Origin of the sequence: Empedobacter stercoris, assembly GCF_020281205.1 — a bacterium.
GTDB classification, from domain to species: domain Bacteria; phylum Bacteroidota; class Bacteroidia; order Flavobacteriales; family Weeksellaceae; genus Empedobacter; species Empedobacter stercoris.
In genome coordinates this window covers 57,333-77,614 of sequence record NZ_JACXZC010000005.1, presented here as the reverse complement: position 1 = coordinate 77,614, position 20,282 = coordinate 57,333, and the positions used below count along the sequence as shown (strand labels likewise).

Below are 20,282 nucleotides of genomic sequence, written 5' to 3'. Positions count from 1 at the left end.
CTAAATTATGATAGACTCTTTTTTCTTCGATTTTGATGGGACTTTGCAAGGTTTTGAAAACCATGAAATAAGTGATTCTACAATCGAAGCCTTAAAATTATTGAAACAGAAAAACAAAAAAATATACATTGCTACAGGACGAAATATGGCAGATATGCCGGATCATATTTTTACCTATGGTTTTGACGGTTATATCAATAACAATGGTGGAATGTGTTCGAATGAAAAACGTGAAACTTTTTTTGTAGATTATATCAATCCCAATGATATAGAGGCTTTGTTGAAATATGACGAAGAAAATCCTTTTTCCTTTTCGTACATGACCAAAGATGCGTTCAGTATCAATCGTGTGAATGAAAATGTAGAAAAATCGTTTGCTTATTTTGGAATGGAAGTTCCTGAAGTTGTTGATCCGCGAACTTTACCAAAAGATAATATCATGCAAATGAACTTTTTTGTAGATGAAGAACAAGAAGCCTATTTGATGAATAATATTATGAAAAATAGTCTTAGTACACGTTGGATCGAATATTTTGCTGATATAAATCCGAAAGATATTAGTAAAATGCGTGGAATAGAACGTGTAGCGGAGCGAGATCAATTAGATTTATCCAAGACAATGGCATTTGGCGACGGAGGAAACGATATTAGTATGTTGCAAGGTTGTAAAATTGGTGTAGCAATGGGAGATGCGAAAGATAATGTAAGAGAAGTTGCTGATTATGTAACCACTTCTGCTGATGACCATGGAATTTGGAATGCGCTGAAATATTTTGAGATAATTTAGAATTATAAAATCTACAATGAAACCAATCTACATAACCAAATTTAATTTAGCCAGTCTATTTGCGGTGATATTAATTATCATTGGTTTCTTAGAGTGTGGAATATATTTAGATTATTAGCTACCCTAATTGTTTCGAGTTGATTAGTAAGTTTGGTAGTTTACTAAAATTTTTTAAAAAAAATCAGCTGTTTAGCTGTTTTTTTCTTTCACAATGTTGTGTTAAACAATTTATTCTATTATTGTAGAATAAAAAAATAGATTTATTTTAGAATATTATTAATAAAAAATTACATTAAAATGAAACACTTATTACTTTCAGGATTTTTACTTTTTTCGAGTTTAGGTTTTGCGCAAGAACAACTTATTGTCGAGTACAAATACGATATAAAGCATGACGAAGAAAAAATGAAGGAATTTGAAAGAGAGTTAGCACAAAAAGGTGGAGGTACTATAAAAATAGGAGGAGGACCAAATATTTATTACCAATTAGAATATAATGATTATCAGTCTATTTATAAAAAAATAGAAGCCATTAATAATGATCAAAATGCAACAATGGGATCTTTTACGTTTAATATTGGAGGAGAGTATAAAGCTTTGACTAATGAAATAAATAAAAAAGAGTTTCGTCAAGAAGTCGTTTTAGATAAACAAAATTATATCGTTGTGACGCCACACAAAGATTATCAATGGAAAATTACAGATATTGAAGATACAATTTTGGGATACAAAGTAGTGAAAGCTGTTGGAAATGATGAAAATAAGCAGATTGCAGCTTGGTTTGCGCCAGATATTAAGGTTGATGCAGGACCAAATCAAGTAAACGGTTTGCCAGGTCTGATTCTAAAAACTGTAAGCGAAATGGGAAATAAATTTAGCTCGATTATGACCTATGAAGCTGATAAAATTAATTTGAAACCAAAGAAACTTTCAAAAGTAAAGCCTATAAATGGGAAAGAAATAAGTCAAGAAGAATTCAAAAAATTGCAAGATGAATCTCGTCAAAAAATGAGAGAATCTTTTTCGATCGGAGTAGATAAAAAATAATTTTACATACGAATAATGCTCATGATTTAATCAAAAGTATTTTTATAATTTTTTTTTTGAGGGAAAATTGAAATATAAAGGGAAACATTTTGTTTTCCTTTTTTTTGATGAATCACCCGCAACTCTGCTACCCAATCCACAATCTGCTGTACATATTGTAACCATTATAATAATGCATTAGTAGCAAGCGAAGATTATAAAAAGCTATGGATTTTATCGCGTAAAAAAGAAATATCGGATAAAGTAAAAGATCGATTTTTAGATTCAGCAAAGAAAGTAGGGTTTGATCCAAATAAATTAATTTGGCTATCTCAGCTGCGAATTACAAAATAAAATATTTAGAATTTAAACCTAACAAAAAACCTCTCAATTTTGAGAGGTTTTTTGTTTTATTTTAAGTTTTTCTTTTCCCAATCAATCGGAAATTCACAACTTTGATATTCTTTTCCAATTTTTACATAAGCATCACCAACTTGACGTTTTACCCAATCCATCAATAATGTACGTTCTTTGTCTTGAACAGCAAATTTTTGAATTCGATAATAATCATCTTCATAATTAATTTTATGTTCTGGATAGAATTTGTTAACCTTTAAGATTCTTAACGCTTTTCTATTGTCGAAATCATCTTCGAAAACTTGTGAGATATCTCCTTCGTTTAATGTCGCAACAGCTGTAAACATTGGTAATGGTAAAGCCATTTTCTCGAAACGGTCATCGCCAGAGTTTTGGTTCATGATATTTCCTGAGTTAAATTTTGTGTATTTATCATCAGAAAATCTTAGTGCTGCATCTTTGAAAGTCATTTTACCATCATTAATTAATACTCGAATTGAGTCTAATTTATTGTTAGCTGTTTTGATTTCTTCTTCAGTAGGTTTCAATGTAATTAAAATGTGACGTAAGTCTAATTCTTGACCACGACGTTTTTCTAATTTGATAATATGGTATCCAAAATCAGTTTTGAATGGATCAGAAATTTCACCTTCTTGTAAGTTAAACGCTACTGCATCAAACTCTTTTACCATTTTACCACGAGAAACCTTTTTGTATTCACCACCATTGCTCGAAGAACCTGGATCTTCTGAATATAAAATTGCTTTTGTTGCAAATGAAGCACCTTCTTCAATTTCTTTTTTGATTTCTTTTAATTGATCAATGATTTTTTGTTGATTTTCTTCTGAAATCTGAGGATACATCACAATATGGCTAATAGAAAGTTCGTCTTTAACATCAGGTAATTCCCCTTGGTGTTTTTCGAAAAACAAACGTACTTCTTCTGGTGTAGCATCTGCACCTTTTACAACCATTTCTCTTTTCTGACGCGCATAAATATTATCTTCAACGATATATTTAGTTTCGTTTTTCATTTCCGCCATTGTACGGAATCCGAAATAGTCTAAAATTTGTTTTTCACCTCCAGCTTGTGCAATCCAACCTTCGATTTGACCATTTAACTGACGTGTTACTTCGTCTTGAGTCACTTTAATTAAAGTATCTTGTTTTGCACGATCAACCAACATTTTGTCTAACATAATGTCGTTTAAGAAATCGCATTTGTTTTCAACTTGCATTCCTTGTTGTTTTGACATTAAGTAATCACGATCTACATCAGACTCTAAAACAATCTGATCTCCTACAACAGCAGCAATACCATCTACTTTAGCCAGACGTTGTGGTGTTGATTTTGCTGTTTGTGCAAAAGTATTTACCGTCAATAATGTTGCAATTAACAACATCATACTCGATTTAAATTTCATATACTTTAATTTCATTTTAATATTATATGCTTGATAAAAAACTTATCAATGAGCAAATTTAACTTTTTTTGTTAAAGTCTAACATATTTTAATTTCCTTTAACAAAAGAATTGATTTTTTAGTTTATTGTTAAGACTAAATTAATCCAAATGTTTTTAATGAAACATTCCAAGCCGATTCAAAATCAAAAAGATTTAATCCATGCTTTTCTTTGTGTTCATTCGCAAAGCTAATCAACTTTTCGGTTGGCATATTACCAACCATATCACTTTTCGACATTGGACATCCGCCTAAACCTTTTATAGCACCATCAAAACGACGACAACCATTGTTATAAGCTGCTTTCACTTTTGTATGCCAATCGGTATATACAGTATGAAAATGAGCACCGAATTCAATTTCTGGATAATGTGGAATTAAATTTTGGAACAAATCAACAATTGTTTTTTCATCTGCAACGCCTATTGTGTCTGAAAGATTAATAGATGAAATTCCGATATCAGCCATTTTTTTTGACCAATCTTTCACAATTTCTCCATTCCATACTTCGCCATAAGGATTACCAAATGCCATAGACAGATAAATTAACATGTGTTTACCATTTTCATTTGCAATTTGATTGATTTCTTGTATCATTTCAAAAGCTTCTTCGCGACTTTTGTTGGTGTTAAATTGTTGAAAATTTTCTGAAATAGAAAATGGAAATCCAATAATATCTACTTTTTCGTGTTCCGCAGCTTTCATCGCGCCACTTCTATTTGCGACAACAACAGACAATTTAGACTTCGAATTTGTTTTATCAATATGGTCCAAAACCTCTTTTGTATCTGCCATTTGCGGGATTGCTTTAGGAGAAACAAAACTTCCACAATCAATGGCTTCAAAACCAACAGTCAATAAACGATTTAAGTAATCTATTTTAGTATCGGTTGGAATAAAATCTTTGCGTCCTTGCATGGCATCACGTGGACATTCAATAATCTTAAAAGTAGTTGCACTCATTTTTTTGGTTTATTTGCGCCTTAAAGGTAGATAATTTAGTAATTTTGACAAAAATTAAAACGCAATGCAAACAGAATGGAGAGAAAAGTTGGTAACACGCTTTTTGAAATATGTTAAAACTTATACTGAAAGTGAGGCTTTCTTAGATAAATTTCCAAGTACAGATCGTCAATGGGATTTAGCAAATTATTTAGTAGACGAATTAAAACAAATCGGTTTAGAAGATGTTTCGATTGATGAAAATGGCTATGTTTTCGGTTATGTGCCTTCTACAGTAGATTACGAAGTGCCTACAATTGGATTTGTTTCGCATATGGATACTTCACCAGATTTTTCAGGAGAAAATGTACAACCTCAAATTTGGGAAAACTATGATGGAGGAGATATCAAATTGAACGAATCAATGATTTTATCTCCAAACGAATTTCCTGAATTAACTCAATATAAAGGTCAAACCATCATCACTACAGACGGAACAACTTTGTTAGGTGCTGATGATAAGGCTGGTGTTGCAGAAATTGTAACAGCTGCAGAATATTTGATCGCTCATCCAGAAATTAAACATGGACGTATCGCAATAGGATTTACACCAGATGAAGAAGTTGGTCGTGGTGCTGATTTCTTTAATGTAGAAAAATTTGGAGCAGAGTGGGGATACACAATGGATGGTTCTGAAATAGGAGAATTAGAGTACGAAAACTTTAATGCTGCTTCTGGTATTGTTACAATAAAGGGGAAATCTGTTCACCCAGGTTATGCAAAAGATAAAATGATCAATGCATCTAATATTGCAATGGAATTTGCTGCACAATTACCAAATGATGAAGTGCCTGAATTAACTGACGGACGTGAAGGGTTTTTCCATTTAGCTAAAATAACTGGAAATGTTTCTGAAGCAAAAATGGTGTATATCATCCGTGACCACGATATGGAGCAATATGAAGCGCGAAAAGCTTTATTCTTGCAGATTGCAGCAGATATTCAAGAACGTTTTGATCACGAAGTGATTACAGCAGAGGTTTCTGATCAATATTTTAATATGATTGAGAAAGTAAAAGAAAAATTCCAATCTGTTGAAATTGCAGAACAAGCGCTTAAAGATTGTGGTGTTACTCCAAATATCAAACCTATTCGTGGTGGTACAGATGGTGCACGTTTGTCTTTTATGGGCTTACCTTGTCCTAATATTTTTGCTGGTGGTCATAACTTCCACGGACCGTATGAATATGTTCCTGTAGAATCTATGGAAAAAGCAACTGAAATTATTGTTCGTATTGCAGAGTTAACTGCTGAAGAAGCAAAATAGAAGTTACAATAAAGCATAAAATTAATAAGTTTTCTAGTTTGGTTTGAAATTTGTGTAAATATCAAGACCAAATTAGAAAACTTTTTTTATGAAAAATATAGTATTATCAGCAATAGCTTTATTCGGTTCTTCGTTTGTATTTGCACAAGAAGAAATAAATATTGGGGATTTTAATATCTTAAAGGTTTATGATAAAATACCTGTTGAATTAATTTCTTCTGATAAAAATTTAGTCGAAGTTGACGGAGTGAATGCGAGTGATGTGCAAGTAGAAAACAACAAAGGTGAACTGAAAATTAAAATGACAGGAACTAAGTTGATGCAGGGAGGTGCAGCGACGGTAAAGGTTTACTATAAATCGTTGTACGAAATTCAAGCCAGCCAAGGTTCTCGCATTTATTCTGACAACAAATTGAAATCTCAATCCTTAAATCTAACTTCTAACGAAGGTTCTTCGATTAAATTACCAGTTGATATCAATAAATTAGAAGTTAAAATTAATTCCGGTGCAGAAGTTATTTTAACTGGAAATGCAGAATTTCAGACGGTTGTTGCTAATTCAGGAGGAAAATATTACTCAAAAACTTTATCAGCAGAACACTCAACGCTTACAACTAATGCAGGTGGTTTTATCGAAACAACTTCTACAAAATCTGTTGATGCAAAAACAAGAGCGGGTGGTGTAATTGATGTTTATGGTGATCCTGAACAAAAAAATCAGAAAAAATTAGCAGGAGGAAAAATTAATTTTAAGTAATCATAATTTTTGTTAAATAAGAAAGCCACTCGGTTGAGTGGCTTTTCTACTTATAATAAGTGGATGTTTATTTATCTAATACTTCCATGTCAAAGTATAAAGTTGCGTTTGGTGGAACAACTCCTCCAGCACCTCTTGCACCATAACCTAATTCTGCAGGAATGATTAAGAATACTTTTGCACCTCTATTGAACATTGTTAAAGCTTCCATCCAACCTTGGATTAATCCTGTAACTCCAACTGTTGCGTCTAATGGTTGATTGCGATCAAATGACGAATCTAATTTTTCACCATCGTTTAAACGTAAAGTGTAGTGAACTTGAATTGGTTCTCCTTGAACAGGTTTAGCTCCATTTCCTTCTTCTAAAATAACGTATTTTAAACCAGATGGAGTAGACAATGCTTTCGCTTCTAATTCCTTTTGACGAGCAATTTCTGCGTCTTTTTCTGCTTTTAATTTAGCTTCTGCTTCTGCTTGTTTTTTTGCATGATTTGCTTTTGCAGCATCAAATGCTTCAGCACCATTATATTTTGCATATTTATCACCTTTGCGAGCGATTTCTACTTTCTCAATAGTTACTGGAACAACTGGTTTATCGTCTCTTGTTTTTTCTACATTTGCAATAGAATCAACAACTTCTAAACCTTCAATAACTTGTCCAAAAACAGTGTGACGACCGTCTAACCATGGAGTAGGAACTTCTGTAATAAAAAATTGAGATCCGTTTGTTGCTGGTCCTGAATTTGCCATAGATAAAACTCCTTTTTTATCGTGTTTTAAAGTTGCGTCAAACTCATCTTCGAAATCGTAACCAGGTCCTCCTGTTCCTCTTCCATCTGGATCACCTCCTTGAATCATGAAATCCTTAATTACACGGTGAAAAATAATTCCATCGTAAAAAGGAACTCCTTTTGCCTTTGCTTTATTTTCTTTTGTTCCTTCAGCTAACCCAACAAAGTTTGCAACTGTCATTGGCGCTTGTTCTTCGTATAATTTGATTGTCATTGCACCATGATTGGTTGTCATTTTTGCATACAATCCGTCTTCTAAACTTTTAAATTCTTCTTTACTCATCGATTTTGGAATTTTAACGCCACAACTAACAAGGGTAGTGATGACCGTTAAGATTAATAATATTTTTCTCATTTTACTTTATCGTCTTTTTTGTGTCTATTAGTGTTTTTTAATTTTTAAGACTTTTACATCCATAATTATAGGAGTGTCTGGCGCTATTTTTTGAGTATCACCATAACCTCCATAAGCTAAAAACGAAGGTAACAATAATTTTGCATTTTCACCTTCTTGGATTAATTGCAAACCAGCATGCAGTCCTCTTGCAATATCAGTTTTCCCTAAAATTATTTTCTGAATTTTATTTTCGTTGTACGAATATAAAATGTGATTATCAAGATCAGTTACTTGGTATTCAAATTCGATATAATCTCCGTTATTTGCTGTTAAAGGAGTTCGTTGTCCATTGTTCGAAATCCAAAATCCAGAATTAGTTTTTACAAATTTTAAGTCAGATGTTTTCATATACTCATCAAACCATTGCAATTCTTCTTGATGCAATAATTTTCCACGTTCTTGCGAACGCTTCATAAAATCGTCGTTGGAATAGGAAACAGGATATTGTATCACTTTTTGATCACAACTCATCAATGCGAAGATGGTGAAAGTGAATAAAATAACTTTTTTCATTAAATCACGATATTGGCTAATTTTTCTTGGTATTCTGGTAAAAGTGATTGGAAATATGCAATCGTTTCTTCCATGTTTAAATCAGATCTACCTCCGGCTGCATTCATGTGTCCTCCACCATTAAAATGTTTGCGAGAAAATTCATTGACATCAAAATCTCCTTTCGAACGTAACGAAATCTTAATGAAATTATGATGTGTATCTTCGATAAAAATAACTGAGAAAATAAAATTTTCTACACTTAACCCATAATTAACAAAACCTTCTGTATCTCCTTTCTGAAAACCATTTTGCAACAAATCTTCACGTTTTAAGAACATAAAAGCTGTACGATGTTCTGGTAAAAAAGTGAGATTATTTAACGTCAAAGACAATAATTTTAAACGACCTTGTGTTTGCGAATCATTTACATACGAAGTTACTTTGTCAACTTCAACACCTTTATCGATTAATTCAGCGACAATTCTGTGCGTATTTGCAGATGTATTACGAAAACGGAAACCACCTGTATCAGTCATTATTCCAGTATAAATACATTCAGCTATACCTTTATTGATTTTATCTAAATCATTCATTGCTTCGATAAAATTGTAGACCATTTGACAAGTCGCAGGCATTTCAATATCCGAATACATAAAATCAAACGTATCGGGTTCTCGGTGATGATCGATTAATATTTTTGGTGCTTTCGAACGTTCAACCCAGTTTCCTAAATCGTCAATTCGTTTAACCGTATTAAAGTCTAAGATAAAAATTAATTCTGCTTGATGTATAATTGCTTCAGCAACTTTTGGTTTATAATCTGCAATTACAATCTCCTTCGCTGAAGGCATCCATTTTAGGAACTTCGGAAAATCATTTGGCGAAACAATGTTACAAGTATGCCCCAATTGTTTCAAATAATGATACATAGCCAAAGTAGAACCTATCGCATCTCCATCAGGATTTTTGTGCGGTAAAATTGCAATTTTCTTTGGTGTTGATTTTAAAAGAGCTTTTAGCTCCTCGAAATTTGTCATTTGCATAGTTGCAAAGATAAACAAACAACTTAAAAAGTGGAAGTGCGAAGTGAAATAAAAAATCCTATTCGAGTTGAATAGGATTTTTGAATTTTTGAGTTGAGAAATGATTTACAAATCTCTTTTTTTAATAATCAATAAGGATAAACCTAAAAATAAAATGATGTAAAAAACATTGATTCCAAAATATTCCCATTGAATAGCATCTGGAACAAATAATTTACTTTTCATCAAGGCTTGTTGTATATCTACTGAAGGATAATCGATGATTTTTCCGTTTGAATTTAAAGGTAAATAATTTGATAATAGCTTTATTTCTTCAGGATTACTTGGTGGTTGTTTTCCAAATCGAACTAAAAATTCGATAGCTTTTACAACAGATTCTACGATGTTTAATACAATTAAAGATAAAATTGCAAAAGCACTTTTCTTTAATAAAAATGATAAAAACATGGCAAATACGATATAAGCGAAGATTTCAATAAAATATCCACCTAAAAACTCAATACCGTTCACGAAATCAAATTTTTCGCTAAAATAAGAGCCTAATCCAAAAACCAATACACCAACTAAAAAAGTTGAAATCAATGAAATAACAACATTCATTAAGACTTTTGAATTGATAAATTCTGTTTTAGATAAACCGTCTATTGTGTTTTGTTTGAATGTACCGAAAGAATATTCATTGGTAATATTATTAATAACAATAATGGCTAAAAAGAATTTTCCGAATGCAACTAACCATGTGATATTGTGCCAAATTACTGGGAACTCTAATGCACCAAGTTTAATGAAATCTATTTCAACTCCATTCATCATTGGTTTGAAATTAGGTAGTGTAATTCCCATTAAAAGAATCATCAAGAAATATAAAATGATGAAGATTCTCGTTCCTTTGTTGTAGAATAATTTGTTCCATTCTATGTTGAATAATCTGATCATGTTAATTTTGTTTTTGGATAAGTTGGAAAAATTGTTGCTCTAAAGATTCTTTGCGTTTGACTAAATGATTCACGACAATTCCTTGTTCATAAAGCATTTTGTTAATTTCTGCAGGTTCTTTTTCTTCTGCAAGCACAGCTAAAAGTTTGTTATTTTCTTTGGTTATTTTCGAAACAAAAGAGAAAGTTTTTAAGGCGTATTCTAAACTTTCCATATTTTGTGCAGCAACTTCAATACTTCCAAAACTCGAATTCATTTGGTCTACAGAACCGGCATACAACATTTTTCCTTGATTAAGCACCACTACATGCGAACATACTTTTTCAACCTCGTCTAATAAATGACTTGCCAAAATAATAGTTGTTCCTTGCTGTGCAATTTTAATAATCAACTCACGAATTTGAATAATTCCTTGTGGATCTAAACCATTGGTAGGTTCGTCTAAAATCAAAACTTCAGGATCATTTAACAAGGCTGCAGCAATTGCTAAACGTTGTTTCATTCCTAAAGAATATTGTTGAAATTTATCTTTTTTACGAGAAAGTAAGCCAACTAATTCAAGTTTTTCATCAATCTTCGTATAATTTGCTTCTTTGATATCGGCTACAATTTCAAGATTTTTTTGAGCTGATAAATAAGGATAAAATTTAGGACTTTCGATAATAGCACCAATTTTCTTCAACGAATCGTTGTCTGGTTCTTTTCCGAACCATTTCCAAGAGCCTGCTGTAGGGTTAATTACGTTAAGAATCATTCCTAATGTTGTCGATTTTCCACTTCCATTTGGTCCAAGTAGTCCATACACGTTTCCTTTCTCGACAGAAAAAGTAACGTCGTTGACAGCTGTAAAACTGCCAAATTTTTTAGTTAGTTGAGTTATTTCAAGAACTTTATTCATCGTAGTTGAATTTGTTTATCTTTATTGGTATAGTTTTTCGTTAATTTGTTACAATTTAGAATTAATTTAAATAATATGAAAACTATTTTATACACCTTATTTATAATTGTTTCGATACAGTTAAATGCGCAAGACAAAAAAGTTTATCAAATTTATAATAAGAACGAAAGAAAAACTGATTTTGGTAAAATGATCAAAGAATTATCGAAATATGATGTTGTTCTTTTTGGTGAACATCATAATAATGCGGTTAATCATTGGTTACAATTGCAGACAACAAAAGCGTTGTACGAAGTAAAAGGAAATCAGTTGATTCTTGGTGCGGAAATGTTTGAACGACATCAACAAAATCAATTAACAAATTATCTGAAAGGTACTATTTCGGACATTGAATTTCAGAAAAACACAAAACTTTGGAGTAATTATAAAACGGATTATAAGCCATTAGTAGATTTTGCGAAAGAGAAGAATTTAGATTTTATTGCAACAAATGTAACACGTCAATATGCATCCTATGTGTCAAAAAATGGTTTAGAATCGTTGGATACCATATCAACAAATGAAAAATTGCTTTTAGCGAGACTTCCAATTACGATAGATTATGAAGCACCTGGTTATCCGGAAATGATAAAAATGATGGGAGATCATGCTGGTATAAAAGCGAAACAATTTGTAGCGGCACAAGCATTAAAAGATGCAACGATGGCAGAATCTATTTTAAATAATTGGAACGAAAACGCTCTCTTTCTTCATTACAATGGAGATTATCATTCGAAAAATTATGGTGGAATTTATTGGTATTTGAAATTTTTTCGACCAAATCTGAAAATTGCAGTAATTGAAATTCTGGAAACAGCTGATTTAAATGAAAAATTATCTGTAATCAAATCCAAAAACGAAAATATTACTACAACAGAATTTATTATAGTTTTTCCTAAAGACTCACCAAAAAGCTATTAATTTTAATTGATCACAGCGTAGTTTATTGATTTTTTTTAATATTTTGCATCTTCTAAATTTGAAGTAAACAAATAAAAATACAATGGACAGAAGAAATTTTATTAAATCAACTGCAGCTGCTTCAACAGTCGCATTAGTATCACCTGACTCTTTGTTTGATTTTTCATCAAAAATCGATAAAGTGAGAGTAGGTTTAGTTGGTTGTGGAATGAGAGGGCAGGTGCATTTGGATGAGCTGTTAAAAAGAAATGATGTAGAAGTTGTTGCAATTGCTGAACCAGACCAACGAATGATAGATCGTTGTAATAAGATTTTTGCAAAACATAATAAAAAGTCTGTAACGTATTTTAAAGGGTTAGATGGTTACAAAAATTTATATTCAGATAAAAAAATACATGCAGTAGTTATTTCTACGCCTTGGGAGTTTCATGAAGAACAAACCATTGCAGCGATGAATGCTGGTAAAATTGTTGGTTTAGAAGTTTGTGGAGCAATGAATTTACAAGAATGCTGGAATTATGTAGATACATACGAAAAAACTAAAGTCCCAGTATTTATGATGGAAAATGTATGTTACCGTCGTGATATTATGGCTGTAATGAACATGGTACGTAAAGGAATGTTTGGTCAAATTTTGCATGGACAAGGTGGATATCAACATGATTTGAGAAATGTATTATTTAATGACGGTGTCAAAGCCTATGGAGGTGGCGTTGAATTTGGAGAGAAAGGTTTCTCTGAAGCTGCTTGGCGTACCAATCATTATGTGAAACGCAATGGAGAATTATACCCGACACATGGATTAGGACCAATCGGAACAATGATGGATGTTAACCGTGGAAATAGAATTACACATATTACTTCAATGGCTTCTAAACAAGCGGGATTGACGGATTATATCGTTAAAAATGGCGGTGCCGATCATCCAAATGCGAAAGTTGAATTTAAATTAGGAGATATCGTTCAAACTATGTTAAAGTGTGAAAATGGAGAAACCATCTTATTAACACACGACACTTCTTTACAACGCCCATATAACTTAGGTTTCCGTCTACAAGGTACGGATGGTATTTGGCAAGATATCGGTTCGGGCGGATTTAGCCAAGGGTTTATTTATTTTGAAGATGAAATGAAACATTCACACAAGTGGGCAAGTTCAGAAGATCATTTAAAAACGTATGATCATCCGTACTGGAAAAAATATGAAGCTCAAGCTGAAGGTGCTGGACATGGTGGAATGGATTTCTTCTTGATGAATGATTTTATCGAGTGTATCAAACAAAACAAAGAATTTCCATTTGATGTTTATGATTTAGCAACTTGGTATGCTGTGACACCATTAAGTGAAAAATCTATCGAAGGTAATGGAGCGTCTCAAGAAATGCCAGATTTTACAAGAGGAAAATACAAAACAAGAAAACCAGTTTTTGGAGCAGAAGATTATGGAATCTAAAACCTTATCATTAGTCATATTAGCAGGAGGAATGGGAAGTCGCTACAAAGGTCAAAAACAAATTGACCCGATTGGCCCAAGTAAAGAAACCTTGATGGAATATTCTATTTATGATGCGTTTTCATGTGGAATAAAACATTATGTTTTCATTATAAATGAACAATTTGATGTTGATACAAAAAAATATTTTCAAACGATAATCGAGAAAAAAGGTGGTTCGGTTGAATTTGTCCTTCAAACGACCTATACTTCAGTGCCAAGAGGTATTTATGATAAAATAGAAAAACGCGAAAAACCTTGGGGAACTGGGCATGCATTAATGATTACAAAAAATCATTTAAACAATCCATTTATCGTAATTAATGCGGATGATTTTTATGGTCGTAAAGCCTACGAAAAAGCAAACGAGTTAGTACAAGCAGAACAAATTACGGCAAATACGTACGGAATGGTTGCATATAAATTGGCAAATACAATTAGTGAAAATGGATCAGTATCTCGTGGAATTTGTACAGTGCAAAACGGACTTTTAGAGAATGTGGTAGAACGTACAAATATCTATGCCAACGAAAATGGAGAAATTGTTTTCGAAGAAAATGAACATGTCGAATCGTTGGATGAAGATGTTGCAGTTTCGATGAATTTCTTTGTATTACATCCTTCAATTTTTAGAAATTTAGAAGATAAATTTGCTGATTTTTTAAAAGAAAATGCATCACATTTGAAAGCTGAATTTTTCTTGCCAAAAGTTATCAACGATATGATCAAAGAAGATCAATTGGAAGTGATTGTACAAAATTCTGATGAAAATTGGTTTGGAATGACATATCCTGAAGATAGAGTAGTGGTTGTTAATTCGATTCAACAATTAGTAAAAGATCAAAAATATCCAAATTCACTTTGGACTTAAAAATAGAATGGAAGAAATATTAAAACATTATTTCGAAAATATTGATCAAATAGTTGTTAATCCAATCAGTTCTGGTTGGATTAACTCTACTTATGAAATCAATCAGCAAGGAAAAAAATACATTTTACAGAAAATAAATACAAAGGTTTTTCCTCATCCCGAAATTATTTCAAACAATATTCAACAAGTTTCTACTCATCTTAAAGCAAAGAATTATCCCAAACAACTCATCGAAATTATTCCAGATTTGAAAGGAAATCTTTTAGCTGTAGAAAATGAAGAAACTTGGCGCTTAACATCCTATATTTCTAATTCTGTTTGTTTTGATAAAGTAGAATCTGCTGAACAAGCCTATGAAGCGGCGAAGACTATAAGTCAATTTCATTCGTTTATATTGGATTTAGATATTAAACAAATTCATTCGTCGATTGATGGTTTTTTGGATTATCAAAAACGAATGCAAGATTTTAATGAAGCCTTACAAAATGCTTCAGAAGAACGATTACAAGAAACAAAATACGAAATCAATTATATTTTAGACAATGCATCAAAAGTAAAAGAATATTTAGCAATTGATTTTCCAAAACGTGTCGTTCATGCGGATGCAAAATTGAGTAATTTTTTGTTCAATAGTGAAAATCATTCACAAGCAATCGCTCTAATAGATTGGGATACAATTATGCCAGGAAACATTTTGTGCGATTTTGGTGATATGATAAGAACCTATGCGAATCTAAAACAAGAAGATGATCCAACGGCAGAAAATATTTTTGAATCAAGCTATTATGAAGCAGTTAAACGTGGGTTTTTAGAACATTTAAAAAATGATTTACAAACTGTTGAAGTAGAAAATATGGATTTTGTTGCGTATATTGTAATTTATATCCAAGCGGTTAGATTTTTAGGCGATTATTTGAATAATGATGTTTATTATTCGATTACTTATCCAAAACAGAATCTTAATCGTACGATAAATCAAATCAATTTATTAAAAGCATTAACAAAATTTCATGAAGAAACTTCGATTCGAAAAGTATAAACCTTCAGATTTTAACGAATATTACACGCTTGTTCAGGACGATGATCAAATGAAGTATATTACAGGAAAAGGTCTGAATAAAGAACAGGCAAATCATAAATTCACTTCTATTTTAGAGAAAAGTTCGGTTGATGAAAACTTAGGATTTTTTAAAGTTTATGATGATGAAGATAATTTTTTGGGAGATTGTAAATTAGTTTATAATAAACATATCGAAAATTCGCTCGAAATAGGTTATATGTTAAAGAAAGAATTTTGGAGAAAAGGTTTTGGTACAATGGTTTGCGAACATTTACTTTCTGAATCTCGAAATAAATTTCCCGATTTGAAAGTGATGGCGGTTATCGATCCTGATAACATTGCTTCGCGAAAGTTGTTAGAAAAATTTAATTTTGAATCGTATTGGAAAGGAATCGAACACGATCTTCCAACTGAAAAATTGATTTTGAATAAAATAAAATGATACACGTAAAAGATGTCGCTTCTGCGATGGAAGAAATAGCTCCTTTGGCTTATGCCGAAGATTTTGACAATGTAGGATTATTGGTTGGTGATTACAACGATGAGATTACAGGTATTTTGGTCACACTTGATACAACACCAGAAGTAGTTGAAGAAGCGATTGAGAAAAATTGTAATTTAATTGTTAGTTTCCACCCAATTATTTTTTCTGGTTTAAAGAAATTGAATGGAAAAACTTATGTTGAAAAAGCTGTTATGACAGCTATAAAGCATGGAATTAATATTTATGCAACACATACAGCCTTAGACAACTCGAAAGTTGGCGTAAATTTTAAAATCTCCGAAAAATTAGCGTTATTCAATACAAAGATTTTAATTCCAAAAACGCAAACACTTAAGCAGTTGATTACCTATGTTCCTACAGAACATGCAGAAACATTGAAAAATGCATTGTATAAAGCTGGAGCAGGAAAAATTGGTAATTATGATTCGTGTGGTTTTACCGTAGAAGGAAAAGGAAATTTCAGACCAATTGATGGCGCAAATCCGTTTATTGGAGAAGTAGGCAAGTTAGAAACGGTAAATGAAACGCGAATAGAAATTGTGATGCCACAACATTTGGAAGGTGATATTATGAACGCTTTATTTAAAAATCATCCGTACGAAGAGGTTGCATATTCTGTTATTTCATTGAATAATTTAAATAATTATGTAGGAATCGGAATGATTGGTGAATTGGAAAATGAAATGGATGAAATGGATTTTTTCAATTATCTAAAATCACAGATGAATACGCCTGCTATTCGTCATTCGAAATTATTGAATAAAAAAATTAAAAAAGTAGCAGTACTTGGTGGGTCTGGTGCTTTTGGAATAAAAAATGCAATTTCGGCCGGAGCGGACATTTATATTACTGCAGATTTGAAATATCACGATTTTTTTACTGCTGAAAATAAGCTTGTTTTGGCAGATATTGGACATTTCGAGTCAGAACAGTTTACAAAAAACTTAATAACTTCGTATCTTAAAGAAAAATTTACTAATTTTGTGGTCTTTAATTCTGGAATTAATACCAATCCTGTTAATTATTGTTAACTATGTCTGAAACAAAAAATATCAAAGAACTAAGCGTCGAAGAAAAGCTTCGCGCGTTATACGACTTGCAATTAATTGATTCACGTTTAGATGAAATCAGAAACACAAGAGGTGAATTACCTTTAGAGGTTGAAGATTTGAGCGACGATGTTGCACAATTAGAAACGAGAATCCAAAAAGTAGTTGACGAAACGAAAGGTTTGGATGAAGAAATTAAATTGAAGAAAGAAGCAATTAAAAATGCAGAAGCTTTAATTAAGAAATACACAAAGCAACAAGATAACGTTCGTAACAACAGAGAGTTTGATGCTTTAGCAAAAGAGGTTGAATACCAAGGTTTGGAAATCGAATTAGCTGAAAAACGTATTCGTGAGTTTACAATCAAAATTCAACAAAAAAATACTCAAATCGAAGAGTTTAACACAAAATTAGCTTCGATGAAAGAGCATTTAGAGCACAAAAAAGCGGAATTAGATACAATTGTAAAAGATACAGAGAAAGAAGAAAATACATTACTGAAATTATCTATTGAGTATTCTGCTAAAATCGAACAAAGATTATTAGACGCTTACAACCGCATTAGAGGTTCTGTTAAAAATGGTTTAGCTGTTGTTCCAGTTCAACGTGGTGCTTCTGCTGGATCTTTCTTTACAATTCCACCTCAAAGACAAATGGATATTGCTCAACGTAAAAAAATTATTGCTGATGAGCATTCAGGTCGTATTTTAGTTGACTTGGAATTGGCTTTAGAAGAGCAAGAAAAAATGGAAATTGTCATCAAAGGATAATCTTCATTCTTAAAATATTTTATTTAAAACCAAAGTGTTGCATCATTTAGCAACACTTTTTTTATATCAATAATTAATGTTCTAATTATTTTAGCACGTTATTTGTATTGAGCAAACAAGATTAGTTTGAAAATTTAGAAATTATGAAAAAAATTATATTTTTAGCGATGTTAGCTGTCTCATCAATTGCGTTAACATCATGTATTAATGATGATGACGGGTATTATGATTATGTACCTGATATTGTAAACGTTGGTGAGATCAATTATGATGGTGTTTCGTTTCCGCTTAGAAATGCAGTTGTTGCGGATATTGAACAAGCAGATGGGGGATATTATTATAGTGTAGAGTTATCGACGAATCCTATTCCTAAAAATGGTAAATTGAATGGATCTTATCTGTATTTAGAAGTTTACCAAAGAGACGATTTGAAATTTAACGGTACATATGTAACAGAATCTAATGAAAGAGGATTAGATTATATTGAGTATTACGAAAATCCGATTATGCAAGACTATGTACCCGTACTAAATTCAGGTTCATTTGCCTTATTAGATTCAGATTTTTCTTCTGGCTCTATTAATCTTACAAATTATTTTGATCCTTATGGTAGAAGTTTATTATCATCTAATTTTGCGCTAAGAGTAGTAAACGGAAAAATGTTAACAGGTGATTTTGATGGATTATTTGAATTTATTCAATTATACAACAAATCGGCAAAAGGTGAAGTAAGTGCAAAGTCAGCTTCTACGAATAGAGTAAAATCAGGTGTTAGAAGACCTTCAGCAAGAAAATAAAATTTGATTATCAATCATAAAAAAATCCGCTACAAATAGCGGATTTTTTTTATTGAATAAAGTTTTTTAAGCTTCTATTTCTTTTTCACGATTTTTAGGGAAACGTCTGTAACCTTTCAAATTAAATCTAAAATCTTTTTTCGTAGGACGAACAATAATACGTAATGAGGAATCATTCGTAAAATATGTTTGTGCCCAGTTTAAGAAAATAGCCAGTTTGTTACGAACTGTTAAGATTAACATCAAGTGTAAGAACATCCAAGTAAACCAAGCTATTCGTCCAGAGAATGAAAACTTAGGTAAATCTACAACTGCTTTACGCTTACCAATTGTTGCCATAGAACCTGGATCTTGATATTCGAAAAAAGTTAATTTATCTTCAGATAAACCTTGCCCCAATTTGTCAAAATTCTTAGCCAATTGTACAGCTTGGTCTCCAGCAACACGTGCTAATTGAGGATGTCCATGAGGGTACTTCGGTGTTTCCATCGAAGCAATATCTCCAATTGCATAAATGTTATTTGTTCCTAAAACTTTAGACGTACGATCTACTTTCAAACGATTTCCTCGTTGTAAATCTTCTCTTGCAACAGCACCTTCAGGCACATTTCCCATAACTCCAGCAGCCCAAATCAAATTACGAGTTTTGATTGTACGACCATCTGCTAAAGAAATTGTTTTTCCATCATAGTCTGTTACGCGACCATCTGTCCAAACATTAACACCCATATTCGTCAAATATTCGTAAGACTTTTTGTGTGCTAAATCAGACATAGGACCTAATAAATTTGGACCTCCTTCAATTAAATAAATATTTAATTTAGAGAAATCTAAATCTGGGTAATCTTTCGGAAGAATAAATTTTTTCATTTGCGCAATTGCACCTGAAAGTTCAACTCCTGTTGGTCCTCCACCTACAATGACAATATTCATTATTTCTTCCAATTCTTCAGGAGTTTCTGCAGAATATGCACTCTCGAAGTTTGTTAGTAATCGATTTTTAAGCGTTAGTGCTTCATTTGTCGATTTCATTGGGAATGATAATTCCTCAATTTGTTTGTTCCCGAAGAAATTTGTGGTACATCCCATGGCAACAACCAAATAGTCATAAGAAAAATCACCAATTGTGGTTTCAACTTCGTTTTTCTCTTTGTTAATTCCAGTTACTTCTGCTAATCGTACGCTTACATTTTTACTGTTTTGAAAAACTTTACGTATCGGGAATGAAATATCACTCGCGTTGATAGCAGCTGTTGCAACCTGATAAAAAAGAGGTTGAAATTGATGGTAATTATAGCGGTCAATAAGTGTAACAGAAAAGTGTGGGTTATTATTTAATTTACGGGCTAATTTAAGTCCGGCAAATCCAGCACCTAAAATGACAATCTTTTTCTTTTCCAAAATTCACTTTTTTGTAAAATTACGAACAAACTAAGAAACAATGCAAGATTTATTAAAAATTATTCTGAACCTTAGAGATTTACTATGATATCGGATTGATTATTAGATTTTTTAAAATTTATGTTTTTTGTCAGCTTTTGATAAAATGTTAAAAACA

21 protein-coding genes are annotated in these 20,282 nt (G+C 31.9%); 13 read left to right on the top strand and 8 right to left on the bottom strand.

What is annotated here, in order from left to right; translation table 11 throughout:
• Positions 1 to 7 precede the first annotated feature (7 nt).
• The 3 genes from IF125_RS03970 to IF125_RS14315 all read left to right on the top strand — a co-directional run bounded on the left by IF125_RS03970 (position 8) and on the right by IF125_RS14315 (position 2,167).
• Positions 8 to 787, top strand: coding sequence for an HAD family hydrolase (locus tag IF125_RS03970; protein WP_225541595.1), 780 nt, complete (start codon positions 8 to 10; stop codon positions 785 to 787).
• A gap of 297 nt (positions 788 to 1,084) precedes the next feature.
• On the top strand, positions 1,085 to 1,834 hold the full coding sequence (locus tag IF125_RS03965; protein ID WP_225541594.1) for a GLPGLI family protein: 750 nt from the start codon (positions 1,085 to 1,087) through the stop codon (positions 1,832 to 1,834).
• Between the two features lie 111 nt (positions 1,835 to 1,945).
• The gene (locus tag IF125_RS14315) at positions 1,946 to 2,167 is read left to right on the top strand and encodes a lipocalin family protein (protein ID WP_188320212.1); all 222 of its coding nucleotides are present in this window, start codon (positions 1,946 to 1,948) and stop codon (positions 2,165 to 2,167) included.
• Positions 2,168 to 2,223: 56 nt separating this feature from the next.
• Here the strand turns inward: IF125_RS14315 and IF125_RS03955 are convergent, their stop codons facing one another.
• Together IF125_RS03955 and IF125_RS03950 are read right to left on the bottom strand one after the other, a co-directional pair.
• Complete coding sequence (locus tag IF125_RS03955) at positions 2,224 to 3,594, bottom strand: peptidylprolyl isomerase (protein WP_225541593.1); 1,371 nt, start codon at positions 3,592 to 3,594, stop codon at positions 2,224 to 2,226.
• Positions 3,595 to 3,729: 135 nt separating this feature from the next.
• Positions 3,730 to 4,596, bottom strand: coding sequence for a beta/alpha barrel domain-containing protein (locus IF125_RS03950; protein ID WP_225539004.1), 867 nt, complete (start codon positions 4,594 to 4,596; stop codon positions 3,730 to 3,732).
• Between the two features lie 64 nt (positions 4,597 to 4,660).
• Here IF125_RS03950 and pepT point away from each other — a divergent pair, with 64 nt between their 5' ends.
• Together pepT and IF125_RS03940 are read left to right on the top strand one after the other, a co-directional pair.
• A complete protein-coding gene (pepT, locus tag IF125_RS03945; protein WP_225541592.1) occupies positions 4,661 to 5,902 on the top strand; it encodes a peptidase T in 1,242 nt (413 codons plus the stop codon).
• 88 nt (positions 5,903 to 5,990) lie between these two features.
• Positions 5,991 to 6,659: a head GIN domain-containing protein gene (locus tag IF125_RS03940; protein ID WP_225541591.1), complete on the top strand. Its 669-nt coding sequence runs from the start codon at positions 5,991 to 5,993 to the stop codon at positions 6,657 to 6,659.
• A gap of 67 nt (positions 6,660 to 6,726) precedes the next feature.
• On the opposite strand, the gene IF125_RS03935 is transcribed toward IF125_RS03940, so the two are convergent.
• The 5 genes from IF125_RS03935 to IF125_RS03915 all read right to left on the bottom strand — a co-directional run bounded on the left by IF125_RS03935 (position 6,727) and on the right by IF125_RS03915 (position 11,220).
• Complete coding sequence (locus tag IF125_RS03935; protein WP_225541590.1) at positions 6,727 to 7,806, bottom strand: peptidylprolyl isomerase; 1,080 nt, start codon at positions 7,804 to 7,806, stop codon at positions 6,727 to 6,729.
• A gap of 27 nt (positions 7,807 to 7,833) precedes the next feature.
• The gene (locus tag IF125_RS03930) at positions 7,834 to 8,361 is read right to left on the bottom strand and encodes an FKBP-type peptidyl-prolyl cis-trans isomerase (RefSeq protein WP_171621674.1); all 528 of its coding nucleotides are present in this window, start codon (positions 8,359 to 8,361) and stop codon (positions 7,834 to 7,836) included.
• Positions 8,361 to 9,386, bottom strand: a complete 1,026-nt coding sequence (locus IF125_RS03925) for a DHH family phosphoesterase (protein ID WP_225539003.1) — start codon at positions 9,384 to 9,386, stop codon at positions 8,361 to 8,363. Before IF125_RS03925 ends, IF125_RS03930 begins: the two co-directional genes overlap by 1 nt.
• Positions 9,387 to 9,491: 105 nt before the next feature.
• Positions 9,492 to 10,322 (bottom strand): ABC transporter permease, encoded by an 831-nt coding sequence (locus IF125_RS03920; protein WP_225541589.1) that lies wholly within the window; start codon positions 10,320 to 10,322, stop codon positions 9,492 to 9,494.
• 1 nt (position 10,323) lies between these two features.
• Positions 10,324 to 11,220, bottom strand: a complete 897-nt coding sequence (locus IF125_RS03915) for an ABC transporter ATP-binding protein (RefSeq protein WP_225541588.1) — start codon at positions 11,218 to 11,220, stop codon at positions 10,324 to 10,326.
• A gap of 75 nt (positions 11,221 to 11,295) precedes the next feature.
• Here IF125_RS03915 and IF125_RS03910 point away from each other — a divergent pair, with 75 nt between their 5' ends.
• From IF125_RS03910 to IF125_RS03875, 8 genes are all read left to right on the top strand, one after another.
• Entirely contained in the window at positions 11,296 to 12,180 is an 885-nt protein-coding gene (locus tag IF125_RS03910; protein WP_225541587.1) for a ChaN family lipoprotein, read from the top strand.
• An 82-nt stretch (positions 12,181 to 12,262) separates the two neighbouring features.
• Positions 12,263 to 13,633 (top strand): Gfo/Idh/MocA family protein, encoded by a 1,371-nt coding sequence (locus tag IF125_RS03905; protein WP_225541586.1) that lies wholly within the window; start codon positions 12,263 to 12,265, stop codon positions 13,631 to 13,633.
• Complete coding sequence (locus tag IF125_RS03900) at positions 13,608 to 14,543, top strand: nucleotidyltransferase family protein (RefSeq protein WP_225541585.1); 936 nt, start codon at positions 13,608 to 13,610, stop codon at positions 14,541 to 14,543. The genes IF125_RS03905 and IF125_RS03900 overlap by 26 nt, the downstream gene beginning before the upstream one ends.
• Before the next feature lie 7 nt (positions 14,544 to 14,550).
• Complete coding sequence (locus IF125_RS03895) at positions 14,551 to 15,582, top strand: phosphotransferase enzyme family protein (RefSeq protein ID WP_225541584.1); 1,032 nt, start codon at positions 14,551 to 14,553, stop codon at positions 15,580 to 15,582.
• Positions 15,554 to 16,045 carry a GNAT family N-acetyltransferase gene (locus IF125_RS03890; protein WP_171621681.1) on the top strand — a complete coding sequence of 164 codons (492 nt, stop codon included), beginning with the start codon at positions 15,554 to 15,556 and terminating at the stop codon, positions 16,043 to 16,045. Before IF125_RS03895 ends, IF125_RS03890 begins: the two co-directional genes overlap by 29 nt.
• Complete coding sequence (locus IF125_RS03885) at positions 16,042 to 17,139, top strand: Nif3-like dinuclear metal center hexameric protein (RefSeq protein ID WP_262903648.1); 1,098 nt, start codon at positions 16,042 to 16,044, stop codon at positions 17,137 to 17,139. The genes IF125_RS03890 and IF125_RS03885 overlap by 4 nt, the downstream gene beginning before the upstream one ends.
• Before the next feature lie 2 nt (positions 17,140 to 17,141).
• Positions 17,142 to 17,927 (top strand): zinc ribbon domain-containing protein, encoded by a 786-nt coding sequence (locus IF125_RS03880; protein WP_225541583.1) that lies wholly within the window; start codon positions 17,142 to 17,144, stop codon positions 17,925 to 17,927.
• 143 nt (positions 17,928 to 18,070) lie between these two features.
• Positions 18,071 to 18,724, top strand: a complete 654-nt coding sequence (locus IF125_RS03875) for a hypothetical protein (RefSeq protein WP_225541582.1) — start codon at positions 18,071 to 18,073, stop codon at positions 18,722 to 18,724.
• Positions 18,725 to 18,790: 66 nt separating this feature from the next.
• On the opposite strand, the gene IF125_RS03870 is transcribed toward IF125_RS03875, so the two are convergent.
• Positions 18,791 to 20,125: an NAD(P)/FAD-dependent oxidoreductase gene (locus tag IF125_RS03870; protein WP_225541581.1), complete on the bottom strand. Its 1,335-nt coding sequence runs from the start codon at positions 20,123 to 20,125 to the stop codon at positions 18,791 to 18,793.
• Between the last annotated feature and the right edge of the window lie 157 nt (positions 20,126 to 20,282).